Raw genomic sequence first — 13,690 nt, forward strand, 5'->3', positions numbered from 1 at the left:
GCATGTCCGATCCTCGCTATCAGGTCGACGTCAGCGTCGTCACCCGCTATCTGGCAGAACAATCGCAACCCGAGCACGAACGCTTTGCCTTCGCTTACACCATCACCGTGCAGAACAATGGCGAACTACCCGCCAAGCTGCTGTCGCGGCACTGGGTAATCACCGATGGTGACGGGCATGTCGAGGAGGTTCGTGGTGCGGGCGTCGTTGGCCAGCAACCATTGATCGATCCGGGCAAGAGCCACACCTATAGCAGTGGCACGGTGATGACCTCCAAAGTCGGCACAATGCAGGGCACCTATGAAATGATCGCTGAGGACGGCAAACACTTCGACGCTGTCATCGCGCCATTTCGTTTGGCGGTGCCCGGAGCCCTGCACTGATGGCAACGTACGCCGTTGGTGACTTGCAGGGCTGTCTTGAGGCATTGCAATGCCTGCTTGAGAAAGTCGCCTACGACCCGGCTAAAGACCGTTTGTGGCTGGTAGGCGATCTGGTCAACCGTGGCCCCCAATCCCTGGAAACCCTGCGCTTTCTCTATAGCATCCGCGAATCGCTGGTGTGCGTACTCGGCAACCATGACCTGCATTTGCTGGCCGCGGGAAAGAACATCGAACGCCTGAAAAAAAGCGACACCCTTCGCGAAATTATCGAAGCTCCCGATAGCGCAGAGTTGCTGGATTGGTTGCGCCAGCAGAAGCTCATGCATTACGACGAACAGCGCAACATCGCATTGGTGCATGCCGGCATTCCGCCGCAATGGTCGCTGCGTAAAGCCCTGAAGTGTGCCGCTGAGGTCGAGGCGGCCCTGCAAGACGACAACCTGCTTCCACCCTACCTCGATGGCATGTACGGCAACGACCCAGCGAAGTGGGACAGCGACCTCAAAGGCGTCACGCGCCTGAGGGTGATCACCAACTATTTCACCCGCATGCGTTTCTGCACTGCTGAAGGCAAGCTCGATCTCAAGAGCAAGGAAGGCGTCGACTCTGCACCGCCAGGTTACAAGCCCTGGTTTCAGCACAAGGAACGCAAAACCAAAGACGTGAAAATCATCTTTGGTCACTGGGCCGCGCTGGAAGGCAAAGTGCTTGAACCGGGCATTTCGGCGCTCGACACCGGCTGTGTCTGGGGCGGTGCACTGACCCTGATGAATGTCGACAGCGGCGAGCGCCTGTCCTGCAAATGCGACGAGCATGGCCATGTAGCCAAACCGCCAGTCGCCCAGACTATTTCCGAATCATCGTCAGCCAGCGCCCAGCGCTAGACTGCGCTTTCAGCCGAGCCACAGGAGCCCGCCATGAGCGAATTCAAACGTATCCCCCCCGAACAGGCCCAGGCCCTGCGTGAACAAGGCGCAGTGGTGGTCGATGTTCGCGATCCGCAAACTTATGCTGCGCTACACATCGCGGGCTCCAAACATCTGGACAACGTTTCCATCTCGGATTTCATCCGGGCAGCCGACCTCGATGCACCGACCGTCGTGGTCTGCTACCACGGCAACTCAAGCCAGAGCGCGGCGGCGTACCTCATCAGCCAGGGCTTCTCTGACGTCTACAGCATGGACGGCGGTTTTGAGTTGTGGCGTACGACTTATCCTTCAGATACCGCGCAAGGCACTTCTGAATAATATTTTTGTAACGCGCAAGCCCACGTCTCCCGTGGGCTTGCGCCGAGGCAGACGAACGGTCAGCCACAACTAATTACGTATCTCGCCTTTACCTCCCGAATTCCCAACTATCCTTAAGCCCAGGCCATCCAAAACAGGGGAGAGCCGGTACACCGGCGCGCGGGTCATCGGGAGTAGCTTTCGCAGTCGTCAGCTGTGAAAGAGTTCTGGGGGGTAAACAGCGACTGCCTGTTCGGTTGCTGCCAGCATCGACTGAGTGATCCGGCGTCGGCTCCACGTATCGAGCGAGGTGACGTCATGAGTATCTTTAGCCACTTCCAACAACGCTTCGAATCCACACGCCAGGAAGAACTCTCGCTGCAAGAGTATCTTGAGCTGTGCAAAAAGGACCGCAGCGCCTATGTATCCGCCGCCGAACGCTTGTTGCTGGCTATCGGTGAACCGGAGCTGCTCGACACCTCGACCAACTCGAGGCTGTCGCGCATCTTCTCCAACAAGGTTATTCGTCGCTATCCGGCCTTTGAAGACTTCCACGGGATGGAAGAATGCATCGACCAGATCGTGTCGTATTTCCGGCATGCCGCTCAGGGCCTCGAAGAGAAGAAACAAATCCTCTATCTGCTCGGTCCCGTGGGTGGCGGTAAATCGTCCCTCGCCGAGAAGCTCAAACAGTTGATCGAAAAGGTGCCCTTCTACGCGATCAAGGGTTCACCGGTGTTCGAATCGCCCCTGGGTCTGTTCAACGCCACTGAAGATGGCGCGATCCTTGAAGAAGACTTTGGCATTCCGCGGCGCTACCTCAACACCATCATGTCGCCATGGGCCACCAAGCGCCTGGCCGAATTCGGCGGCGACATCAGCCAGTTCCGCGTGGTGAAGCTTTATCCATCGATTCTCAACCAGATTGCGGTGGCCAAAACCGAGCCGGGAGACGAGAACAACCAGGACATCTCCGCGCTGGTGGGCAAGGTCGACATCCGCAAACTGGAGGAATACCCACAGAACGACGCCGATGCTTATAGCTACTCGGGCGCACTGTGCCGGGCCAACCAGGGCCTGATGGAATTCGTCGAAATGTTCAAGGCGCCGATCAAGGTGCTGCACCCGTTGCTGACCGCCACTCAGGAAGGTAACTACAACAGTACCGAAGGACTGGGGGCCATTCCTTTTACCGGGATCCTGCTTGCTCACTCCAACGAATCGGAATGGCACACCTTCCGTAACAACAAGAACAACGAAGCGTTCATCGACCGGATCTACATCGTCAAGGTGCCGTACTGCCTGCGGGTCAGCGATGAGGTGAAGATCTACGACAAGCTGCTGTTCAACAGTTCGCTGGCCAAAGCTCACTGCGCGCCCGACACCTTGAAGATGCTGGCCCAGTTCACCGTGCTCTCGCGCCTCAAAGAACCGGAGAACTCCAACATCTATTCCAAGATGCGGGTGTATGACGGCGAGAACCTGAAGGACACCGATCCGAAAGCTAAATCGATACAGGAATATCGCGATAACGCCGGTGTCGACGAGGGCATGAACGGGCTGTCGACGCGTTTTGCATTCAAGATCCTGTCGAAGGTCTTCAACTTCGATCCGCACGAAATCGCCGCCAACCCGGTCCACCTGCTTTATGTACTTGAGCAGCAGATTGAACAAGAGCAATTCCAGGCCGAGACACGCGAACGCTACCTGCGCTTCCTCAAGGAATACCTGGCACCGCGTTATATCGAATTCATCGGCAAGGAGATCCAGACCGCTTACCTCGAGTCTTACAGCGAGTACGGCCAGAACATCTTCGATCGCTATGTGCTGTACGCAGACTTCTGGATTCAGGATCAGGAATACCGCGATCCGGAAACCGGCGAGATCCTCAATCGCGTGGCGTTGAACGAAGAGCTGGAAAAGATCGAAAAACCTGCAGGCATCAGCAATCCGAAGGATTTCCGCAACGAAATCGTCAACTTCGTACTGCGCGCCCGGGCCAACAACAACGGCAAGAACCCGACCTGGCTCAGCTACGAAAAACTTCGCGTGGTTATCGAGAAGAAAATGTTCTCCAACACCGAAGATTTGCTGCCAGTTATCAGCTTCAACGCCAAGGCGAGCAAAGAGGATCAACAGAAACACAACGACTTCGTTACACGAATGGTCGAGCGCGGGTACACCGACAAACAGGTGCGACTGCTGTCCGAGTGGTATCTGAGGGTTAGAAAGTCCCAATAAGGGAGCGGCAAGCGGCAAGCGACACATCTCTAACGAACACGCGCTGTTTGCGTAATCGTGGCCATATGTCGCGCGCCGCTTGTTTCTGAAGCTTCTGTCTTGCAGCTTGAAGCTTATGACTCGAAGCTCCCCGGAGGGCCTATGAGCTATGTGATCGACCGACGTCTCAATGGCAAGAACAAGAGCACGGTGAACCGCCAACGGTTTCTGCGGCGCTACCGTGATCACATCAAGAAAGCCGTCGAAGAGGCGGTCAGCCGGCGTTCCATTACAGACATGGAACATGGCGAACAGATCAGTATTCCCGGTCGCGATATAGACGAGCCGGTGCTTCATCATGGCCGTGGGGGCAAGCAGACTGTCGTGCACCCCGGCAACAAGGAATTCACCAGCGGCGAGCATATTGCACGTCCGCCGGGTGGGGGTGGCGGTAGAGGTCCAGGCAAGGCCGGTAACTCGGGTGAAGGGATGGACGAGTTCGTCTTCCAGATTACCCAGGAGGAATTCCTTGAATTCATGTTCGAGGATCTTGAGTTGCCGAACCTGGTCAAGCGTAATCTGACTGGCACAGACACCTTCAAGACTGTCCGAGCAGGGATCAGTAACGAAGGTAATCCATCGCGGATCAACATCATCCGCACCCTTCGCTCAGCCCATGCCCGGCGCATTGCATTGTCCGGCAGCAGCCGGGCAAAGTTGCGTGAAGCGAAAGAAGAATTGTTGCGACTGAGACGGGATGAGCCCGACAACTTCGGCGATATTCAAGAAATTGAAGCTGAAATCGAAAAGCTCAGCGCGCGAATCCATCGCGTGCCATTTCTCGACACATTCGACCTCAAGTACAACCTGCTCATCAAGCAACCCAACCCAAGCTCGAAAGCAGTGATGTTCTGCCTGATGGACGTTTCCGGCTCCATGACCCAGGCGACCAAGGACATCGCCAAGCGTTTCTTCATCTTGCTGTACCTGTTTCTCAAGCGAAACTACGACAAGATTGACGTCGTATTCATCCGCCACCACACCAGCGCCCGGGAAGTGGACGAGGAGGAGTTCTTCTACTCGCGGGAAACCGGCGGTACCATCGTCTCCAGCGCTTTGAAACTGATGCAGGAAATCATGGCCGAGCGCTATCCAAGCAATGAGTGGAACATCTACGCCGCTCAGGCTTCGGACGGTGACAACTGGAATGACGACTCGCCGATCTGCCGCGACATTCTGATCAATCAGATCATGCCGTTCGTGCAGTACTACACTTACGTCGAGATTACCCCACGCGAACATCAGGCTCTGTGGTTCGAGTACGAACGGATTGCCGAAGCCTTCTCTGAAACGTTTGCCCAGCAACAACTGGTCTCGGCCGGCGATATCTATCCGGTCTTCCGTGAACTCTTCCAGCGCAGGTTAGTGACATGACCGCCAAAGAGCAGAAGCGCCAACCCATTTCCACCGGCTCTGAATGGACGTTCGAGCTGATCCAGGCCTACGACCGTGAAATCAGTCGTATTGCAGCTCGCTACGCACTCGATACGTACCCTAACCAGATCGAAGTGATCACTGCTGAGCAGATGATGGATGCCTATGCCTCGGTAGGTATGCCACTGGGTTACCACCACTGGTCCTATGGCAAACACTTTCTCAGTACCGAGAAATCCTATAGTCGAGGCCAGATGGGGCTCGCGTATGAAATCGTGATCAACTCAGACCCGTGCATCGCTTATCTGATGGAAGAAAACACCATCTGCATGCAGGCGTTGGTGGTTGCGCATGCCTGCTACGGGCACAACAGCTTTTTCAAAGGCAACTACCTGTTCCGCACCTGGACGGACGCCAGCTCGATCATTGATTACCTCGTGTTTGCCAAGCAGTACATCATGCAGTGCGAAGAGCGCCATGGAATCGATGCCGTCGAGGATCTGCTGGACTCTTGCCATGCATTGATGAACTACGGAGTGGACCGCTACAAGCGCCCCTATCCGATTTCAGCGGAAGAGGAACGCCGTCGGCAAAAGGACCGAGAGGAACATTTGCAGAAGCAGATCAACGATCTGTGGCGGACGATTCCAAAAGGCGCGGACAAATACAGCGACAAGGACAATGCACGCTTCCCCGCCGAACCTCAGGAAAACATCCTGTATTTCATCGAAAAACACGCTCCACTGCTTGAGCCATGGCAGCGGGAAATCGTACGAATCGTGCGCAAGATCGCTCAGTATTTTTATCCGCAACGCCAGACTCAGGTCATGAACGAAGGCTGGGCCACGTTCTGGCACTACACGTTGATGAATGACCTGTATGACGAAGGTCTCGTCACCGACGGTTTCATGATGGAGTTTCTGACTTCACACACAAGTGTGGTCATGCAACCGGGTTTCGATAGCCCTTACTACAGCGGCATCAACCCGTACGCATTGGGATTTGCCATGTACAGGGACATTCGGCGCATGTGCGAAAGCCCCACGGAGGAGGATTACCGCTGGTTCCCGGAAATTGCCGGTACGGACTGGCTGTCGAGCATCAAGTTCGCCATGAGCAGCTTCAAGGACGAGAGCTTCATCCTGCAGTACCTGTCGCCGAAAGTGATTCGCGACCTGAAGCTCTTCAGCATTCTTGACGATGATCAGAAAGACGATCTTCTGGTTCCCGCCATTCATGATGAAGGAGGCTATCGCACTATTCGCGAAACCCTGGCAGCGCAGTACAACCTGGGCAATCGCGAGCCCAATGTGCAGATCTACAGCATCGATCGGCGTGGTGATCGCTCCTTGACGCTGCGTCATCAGCAGCACGACCGCAAGCCTTTGGGAGAATCGACCGAGGAAGTGCTCAAGCATCTGCATCGGCTCTGGGGCTTCGACATACACCTGGAGACCCTGCAAGGGGATCAGGTTACGAAGACTCATCATGTGCCGCCAAGAGGTGAGCATTCCGAAAGTGATTATGGCCGGCTGGACTTGGCCGTCATTCATCTTTGAACCGGTTTCGGCCTCCGTTAGCTCGACGCAAAGGTTATTCTGTCGAGCTAACGGAGGTTTTTTATGCAGATTTATAAAGTTGGTGGCGCAGTACGTGACCGCCTGCTGGGCAAACCTGTCACCGACATCGATTGGGTCGTCGTCGGGGCCACCACCGAGGAAATGCTCGCCAAGGGGTTTCGTCCGGTGGGATCTGATTTCCCGGTCTTTCTTCACCCAAAAACCGGTGAGGAATATGCGCTTGCTCGCACTGAACGCAAGAGCGGACGCGGCTATGGCGGCTTCACCTTCCATGCCAGCCCCGAAGTTACCCTTGAAGAAGATCTGGTTCGCCGCGACCTGACAATTAACGCGATGGCCGAAGACGCCCAGCAAAATCTGACGGATCCTTACCAAGGTCAGAAAGACTTAAAAGAGCGCCTGCTACGCCACGTCTCCCCGGCGTTTGCCGAAGATCCCCTTCGTGTATTGCGCGTTGCCCGCTTTGCCGCCCGTTACGCGGCGCTGGGTTTTACCGTCGCGTCCGAGACTTTGGAGTTGATGCGTCAGCTCAGCGAGTCCGGCGAGCTGGAAGCCTTGACCGCTGAACGCAGCTGGAAGGAAATTTCCCGCGCCTTGATGGAAGACCAGCCGCAAGTATTCATCGAAGTACTGCGCGAATGCGGCGCGCTCAAGGTCCTGATGCCTGAGGTCGATGCATTGTTTGGTGTACCGCAGCCTGAGGTTCATCACCCGGAAATCGACACGGGTGCACATACACTCAGCGTCCTTGAGCAATCGGCCCTCCACAAGCAACCGCTTACAGTGCGCTGGGCCTGCCTGCTGCATGATTTGGGCAAAGGCCTGACGCCAGAGGAGGAATGGCCGCGCCACATCGCTCACGAACACAAAGGTCTGAAGCTGATAAAAGCGGTTAACCAACGCTTCAAGGCGCCGCGAGACTGCCAGGAGCTGGCGCTGTTGGTGGGCCAGTACCACACCCATGGTCATCGCGCTTTGGAACTGAAGCCTTCGACCTTGCTGGAGTTGCTGCAAAGTTTTGATATCTATCGGCGACCACAGCGGTTCGAAGAATTTATCGCGGCGTGCGAGATGGACGCCCGAGGACGCAAAGGTCTGGAGCATAGAAGTTATCCACAAGCAGATTATTTGCGTGGCGCGGCAACTGCCGCCAGAAGTGTGGCCGTTCAGCCGTTGCTGGAGAAAGGATTCAAGGGGCCGGAGCTGGGGGAAGCCATCAAGCGCGAGCGTTTGAAAGCGCTCAAGGCTTACAAGGACGCAGCGTCGGCTTGAAAAGCATCGCGGGCAAGCCCGCTCCCGCTGGTACAGTGTCGACCTTGTGGGAGCGGGCTTGCCAGCAATAGCGTCACAGCAATTCTAAGGGGGTCAGCTGCTCACCGCGCCACTCGAACGCCACTGGCGCCAACACTTGATCGATACGCGCCTCGCGCCACAACGCCGCAAAGCTTTTGCCCACGCCCGGATGCACGCGACCCGGGGCAATGAGCGACAAGGGCCAAAGCACGAAGGCATTTTTCAGGATTTCTGCTCGCGGCAGGATCAAGCCATCGAAGTTGCCTACCAGGTCGCCGAACAACAACACATCGATGTCCAGGGGCAAACCCTTGCGGTCCGGTGCGTAGCGACCATTGTCCGCCTCGATGAATTTCAGCCGTCGATCAAGCTCCATCAACGACAGATCGGTAAACGCCGAAACCACGAAGTTGAAAAATGGCCCGCTCTTGATCCCCACCGGCTGGCTTTCGAAGACTGCCGAGCAGCGGATATCCACCAGAAAACCTGCGAGCGCATCCAGACCCGCCTGTAGATGGGTTTCGCGCTCGATATTGCTACCAAGCCCGAGATACACCTGAGTCAGCGACATCCGCGCTCAATCTCCACGCCCACACCACCTTTGGCAGCGGGAACTGCACCCGGCTTGGTCAGTTTGAGGCGCACCCAAGTGATCTTGAATTCACTCATCAAAACTTCAACCAGGCGCTCGGCAAAGGTTTCGACCAGCTGAAACTGAGCCTGCTCGGCAAACGCCTGAATACGCGATGAGACGCTGGCGTAGTCAAGCGCCAGCGTCAGGTCGTCACCGGCGGCAGCAGGGCGGTTGTCCCAGGCAAAACTCAGATCAAGACGCAAGCACTGTCGGATGCCTCGCTCCCAGTCGTAGGCACCAATCACGGTGTCGACTTCCAGGCCCTCGATAAACACTCTGTCCAAGCACTTCTCTCCGCTGCACGACAAGGGCGCAATGCGCCGTTAGAATCAGGGCGTCCTCGCCCGGAATAGTTAGCATGTTTTGGTTACTGGCGACTCTCGCCTACCTGCTCGGCTCGCTGTCCTTCGCCATTTTGCTCAGCCGCCTGACCGGTAACCCCGATCCGCGAATGAGTGGCTCGGGCAATGCCGGCGCCACCAATATGTTGCGCCTGGCGGGCAAAAAACTCGCCGTGCTGACCTTGCTGGGCGACCTCTGCAAAGGCTTGCTGCCAGTACTGATCGCAAGTCTTGCAGGCCTTTCACTGCAAGAACAGGCCTGGATCGGCATTTGCGCCGTGATCGGTCATCTGTTCCCGCTGTATTTCCGCTTTCGAGGCGGCAAGGGTGTCGCCACCGCTGCCGGCATGCTGTTGGGGCTTTATCCACCCGCAGCGTTGCTGGCGGTCTGCGCGTGGGTCCTGACGTTCTACCTGACCCGTACAAGCTCACTGGCGGCACTGATCGCTACACCACTGACCCTGCCCCTGTTCGCCTGGCAAGAGCCGGCTGCATTGCTGCCCATGAGCGTGCTCACCGGGCTGATTGTCTGGCGTCACCGCGGCAATCTACGCGACCTGTTTGCCGGGCGCGAACGGCATTTTTAAATGCCGCGCATGAGTACCGCTCATCAGAGAGGCGACAACTGCTCCATCGGCCACCGCGCCTGTACGCTGATCGCCAGACTTTCGTGCTGGCCGGCTTGCAGTCGCTGGCAACCGGCAAACGCAATCATCGCCCCGTTGTCGGTGCAGAACTCCGGACGCGCGTAAAATACATCGCCTTTCAAGTCGCCGAGCATCTTTTCCAGCGAAGTGCGCAGTGCCTTGTTGGCGCTGACGCCCCCAGCGATCACCAGACGCTTCATACCCGCCTGTTTCAGGGCACGCTTGCACTTGATGGTCAAAGTCTCCACCACGGCCTGCTGGAACGCCAGCGAGATGTCGCAACGGGCTTGATCACTGTCGTCCCCGGCGCTGACACACTGTTGCCAGGTGTTTAAAGCGAAGGTTTTCAGACCACTGAAACTGAAAGCCAGACCCGGCCGGTCGCACATCGGACGCGGGAAAGTGAAACGCCCCGCAACTCCCTGCTCTGCCAGACGGGCAATTTCCGGTCCACCCGGATAATTGAGGCCCATCATCTTCGCGGTCTTGTCGAACGCTTCACCGGCTGCATCGTCGAGCGTCTCGCCCAACAGGGTGTATTGACCGATTCCGTCGACCTGAACCAACTGCGTATGACCGCCCGACACCAACAAAGCGACGAACGGGAATTGGGGGGGCTGCGCCTCCAGCATGGGCGCCAGCAAGTGACCTTCCATGTGGTGCACACCAAGGGCCGGAATGCCCCAGGCAAAGGCCAATGCCTGGGCACACGAAGCCCCTACGAGTAAGGCACCCACCAGGCCAGGACCCGCGGTATAAGCGATGGCGTCGATCTCGGTAGGCACACAGCCCGCCTCTGCCAACACCTGGCGAATCAAGGGCAGCATGCGTTTGACGTGATCACGCGACGCCAGCTCCGGCACCACACCGCCATAGGCACGATGCAGGTCAATCTGGCTAAACAGCGCGTCGGCCAACAAACCGCGTTCACTGTCGTAAAGTGCGACACCAGTTTCGTCGCAAGAAGTCTCTAATCCCAGTACTAGCATGGGTTTGCGCCTTGTTTAGGCTGAATTCGAAGGCGCGCATAATAGTCCCCACGCGATGCCCCGACCAGCGGTTTTCGATCAGAGGCTTTGCATTCCGAGCGATGAGGGGTTAACATCCGCAACCCTTAAAAACCGACGTCTTCAAGTGCTCTTTTGCCGCGAGGATGTTGACCCCGGTAATGAATGAAGGTAGCTCTGGATGCCAGCCGTCAAAGTAAAAGAGAACGAACCCTTCGACGTAGCTCTGCGTCGTTTCAAGCGCTCCTGCGAAAAAGCCGGTGTACTGGCTGAAGTTCGTAGCCGCGAATTTTACGAGAAGCCAACTTCTGAGCGTAAGCGTAAAGCAGCAGCCGCTGTTAAGCGTCACGCGAAGAAAGTTCAGCGCGAACAGCGCCGCGCCGTTCGTCTGTACTAATACACAGACGTTCGTAGCAAGCTTCTGCCAAGCCCGGCCCTCAGCCGGGCTTATGGCATTTGCGGTAAACGCTTGATGCTTCACCGTCAAAGTCGCAGACGCGACCTAGACAAATCTGCTTCACAGCGTCAGACCTGGCTCTTTTGCCAGCGGTGCACGTCTTTTCTGACGAGCCTTCCAAGGCTACTGACGAGCACACCCACTGATTCCTCTCACGACGATCAGCCCAAGGCACCTTCTTGCGTGCCCGCTTATGAGCTATCCGAGGCCATTGACTGGCCGCTGCGGAGTTCAGCGCAATACTTTCAAAAAGTCGAATACTGATTGGTACTAACGTCAGTGGATTTTCGGCAGATACACTTCCCGACAGCGATTACGCAAACGACACCGTTTGAGCCGCCTACTTTGCGCGTCTCAAGCAACGAACCACGCTCGTTCGTCGTAAGTTTTGGATCCACTTCATCGCAGATGACGAGAACGCCATGGCCGGGCTAATTCCCCAGAGCTTCATTGACGACCTTCTGAACCGCACCGACATCGTCGATGTAGTCAGCTCGCGCCTGCAAATGAAAAAAGCCGGCAAGAACTACACCGCCTGCTGCCCGTTCCACAAAGAAAAAACCCCCTCCTTCAGCGTCAGTCCCGACAAGCAGTTCTATTATTGCTTCGGCTGCGGCGCTGGCGGCAATGCACTCGGCTTCATGATGGACCACGACAACCTGGACTTCATCCAGGCTGTCGAAGAACTGGCCAAAGCCGCCGGCATGGAAATACCCCGGGAAGAAAGTGGCCGACCGCACAAACCGCGACAGCCAACCGACTCCCCCCTGTACCCACTGCTCACCGCCGCTGCCGACTTTTATCGTCAGGCACTCAAAAGCCATCCATCGCGCAAAGCCGCTGTGGATTACTTGAAGGGACGCGGATTGACGGGCGAGATCGCACGGGACTTCGGTCTCGGCTTCGCACCACCCGGCTGGGACAATCTGTTCAAACATTTGAGCAGCGATACCCTGCAGCAGAAAGCCATGGTCGACGCCGGCCTATTGATCGAGAACGCCGAAACCGGCAAACGCTATGACCGCTTTCGCGATCGCGTCATGTTCCCGATTCGCGATAGTCGGGGGCGCATCATCGCGTTCGGCGGGAGGGTATTGGGCGATGACAAACCGAAGTACCTGAACTCTCCAGAGACCCCGGTCTTCCATAAAGGCCAGGAGCTCTACGGCCTTTACGAAGCGCGCAAGAACAACCGCAACCTGGACGAAATCATTGTTGTCGAAGGTTACATGGACGTTATCGCCCTCGCCCAACAAGGTCTGCGCAACGCCGTCGCCACCCTGGGCACCGCCACCAGCGAAGAGCACTTGAAGCGATTGTTTCGCGTCGTACCCAACGTGCTGTTCTGCTTCGATGGCGACCAGGCTGGCCGCAACGCTGCCTGGCGTGCACTGGAAGCGACGCTGCCGTGCTTACAGGACGGACGTCGCGCTCGCTTTCTTTTCCTGCCCGAGGGCGAAGACCCGGACACCCTGGTTCGCTCCGAAGGCACTGACGCGTTCCGGGCTCGCATCAATCAGCACGCTCAACCGCTGGCCGATTACTTTTTTCAGCAGTTGACCGAAGAGTCGGACCCACGCTCGCTTGAAGGCAAGGCTCACATGGCCACCCTCGCTGCGCCGCTGATCGACAAGGTACCTGGTGCAAACCTGCGCATTCTGATGCGTCAGCGCCTGACCGAAATTACCGGTCTCAGTGGCGAAGCGGTGAGCCAGCTAGTGCAAAGCGCACCTCAAGATGCGCCGCCGGCCTACGATCCGGGCATCGATTACGATGTCATGCCTGACTACAGCGACTACCATCAGCCGCAAGCGCAGGACATGTACGCGCCGCAGCAGGAATGGACGCCGAAAAAACCCGGCGCCGGCGGCAAGAAGTGGGACAAGAAGCCCTGGGACAAAAATGGCAAACGCGGCGGTGATCGTGATCAACCCCGCGCGCCACGCACGCCAATTGCGGTGGAAGCCCCAACGCTGATCGCGCTGCGCACCCTTATTCATCATCCCGATCTGGCTGGCAGGGTAGAAACCGCCGACCACTTCGCCAATGAAAGCAACACATATGCACAGTTGCTGGTCGCCCTTATCGGGGCCGTGCAAAAAAATCCTAAGCTAAACTCAATTCAGTTGATGGCCCGTTGGCACGGGACCGAACAAGGACGTTTGCTCAAGGCATTAGCGGAAAAGGAATGGCTGATTGATGGCGACAACCTTGAACAACAGTTTTTAGACACCATTACTAGGTTATCGGCAGCTCAACACACGGATAGCCTGGAAGCACTCATCAGAAAAGCCAGGCAGCCAGGATTGAGTGCAGAGGAAGCAAATCAGATCGCAAATCAGATGCGCGACCTATTAAAACGCAATATGGCTGTATCAAACCCGACCTCAACTGGCGCGTGAGGTCATAGCTCAGGTATAATCCTCGGCTTGTTTTTTGCCCGCCAAGACCTTCAGTGGATAGGGTGT

At 56.7% G+C, this 13,690-nt stretch carries 13 protein-coding genes; 10 read left to right on the forward strand and 3 right to left on the reverse strand.

The features are described from left to right. Window positions 1-2: 2 nt before the first annotated feature. The 7 genes from apaG (at window position 3) to ACA063_RS26615 (ending at window position 8,115) form a co-directional block, all read left to right on the forward strand. A complete protein-coding gene (apaG, locus tag ACA063_RS26585; RefSeq protein ID WP_497663944.1) occupies window positions 3-383 on the forward strand; it encodes a Co2+/Mg2+ efflux facilitator ApaG/CorD in 381 nt (126 codons plus the stop codon). Beyond that, a complete protein-coding gene (locus tag ACA063_RS26590) occupies window positions 383-1,267 on the forward strand; it encodes a symmetrical bis(5'-nucleosyl)-tetraphosphatase (RefSeq protein ID WP_497663945.1) in 885 nt (294 codons plus the stop codon). The genes apaG and ACA063_RS26590 overlap by 1 nt, the downstream gene beginning before the upstream one ends. Before the next feature lie 33 nt (window positions 1,268-1,300). Beyond that, a complete protein-coding gene (gene glpE / locus ACA063_RS26595) occupies window positions 1,301-1,630 on the forward strand; it encodes a thiosulfate sulfurtransferase GlpE (RefSeq protein WP_497663946.1) in 330 nt (109 codons plus the stop codon). Window positions 1,631-1,927: 297 nt separating this feature from the next. Then, complete coding sequence (locus ACA063_RS26600) at window positions 1,928-3,850, forward strand: PrkA family serine protein kinase (protein WP_046029985.1); 1,923 nt, start codon at window positions 1,928-1,930, stop codon at window positions 3,848-3,850. A 141-nt stretch (window positions 3,851-3,991) separates the two neighbouring features. Beyond that, the gene (locus ACA063_RS26605) at window positions 3,992-5,263 is read left to right on the forward strand and encodes a YeaH/YhbH family protein (RefSeq protein ID WP_162436261.1); all 1,272 of its coding nucleotides are present in this window, start codon (window positions 3,992-3,994) and stop codon (window positions 5,261-5,263) included. Next, window positions 5,260-6,822: a SpoVR family protein gene (locus tag ACA063_RS26610; RefSeq protein ID WP_497663947.1), complete on the forward strand. Its 1,563-nt coding sequence runs from the start codon at window positions 5,260-5,262 to the stop codon at window positions 6,820-6,822. The genes ACA063_RS26605 and ACA063_RS26610 overlap by 4 nt, the downstream gene beginning before the upstream one ends. 63 nt (window positions 6,823-6,885) lie before the next feature. Further along, window positions 6,886-8,115: a multifunctional CCA addition/repair protein gene (locus tag ACA063_RS26615; RefSeq protein ID WP_497663948.1), complete on the forward strand. Its 1,230-nt coding sequence runs from the start codon at window positions 6,886-6,888 to the stop codon at window positions 8,113-8,115. Between the two features lie 73 nt (window positions 8,116-8,188). Here the strand turns inward: ACA063_RS26615 and folK are convergent, their stop codons facing one another. Further along, a complete protein-coding gene (gene folK, locus ACA063_RS26620) occupies window positions 8,189-8,707 on the reverse strand; it encodes a 2-amino-4-hydroxy-6-hydroxymethyldihydropteridine diphosphokinase (protein ID WP_497663949.1) in 519 nt (172 codons plus the stop codon). Beyond that, window positions 8,698-9,054, reverse strand: coding sequence for a dihydroneopterin aldolase (folB, locus tag ACA063_RS26625; protein WP_194693799.1), 357 nt, complete (start codon window positions 9,052-9,054; stop codon window positions 8,698-8,700). Before folB ends, folK begins: the two co-directional genes overlap by 10 nt. 74 nt (window positions 9,055-9,128) lie before the next feature. On the opposite strand from folB, the gene plsY reads away from it, so the two are divergent. Then, window positions 9,129-9,698, forward strand: a complete 570-nt coding sequence (plsY, locus tag ACA063_RS26630; protein WP_497663950.1) for a glycerol-3-phosphate 1-O-acyltransferase PlsY — start codon at window positions 9,129-9,131, stop codon at window positions 9,696-9,698. Between the two features lie 23 nt (window positions 9,699-9,721). Here the strand turns inward: plsY and tsaD are convergent, their stop codons facing one another. Beyond that, the gene (gene tsaD / locus ACA063_RS26635) at window positions 9,722-10,747 is read right to left on the reverse strand and encodes a tRNA (adenosine(37)-N6)-threonylcarbamoyltransferase complex transferase subunit TsaD (RefSeq protein WP_162436255.1); all 1,026 of its coding nucleotides are present in this window, start codon (window positions 10,745-10,747) and stop codon (window positions 9,722-9,724) included. 199 nt (window positions 10,748-10,946) lie between these two features. On the opposite strand from tsaD, the gene rpsU reads away from it, so the two are divergent. Both rpsU and dnaG read left to right on the forward strand, forming a co-directional pair. Further along, window positions 10,947-11,162 carry a 30S ribosomal protein S21 gene (gene rpsU / locus ACA063_RS26640; RefSeq protein ID WP_002551877.1) on the forward strand — a complete coding sequence of 72 codons (216 nt, stop codon included), beginning with the start codon at window positions 10,947-10,949 and terminating at the stop codon, window positions 11,160-11,162. A gap of 482 nt (window positions 11,163-11,644) precedes the next feature. Then, window positions 11,645-13,624 (forward strand): DNA primase, encoded by a 1,980-nt coding sequence (dnaG, locus tag ACA063_RS26645; RefSeq protein ID WP_194693801.1) that lies wholly within the window; start codon window positions 11,645-11,647, stop codon window positions 13,622-13,624. Window positions 13,625-13,690: the final 66 nt, after the last annotated feature.

The sequence above is a fragment of the Pseudomonas sp. LBUM1643 genome (assembly GCF_059716215.1).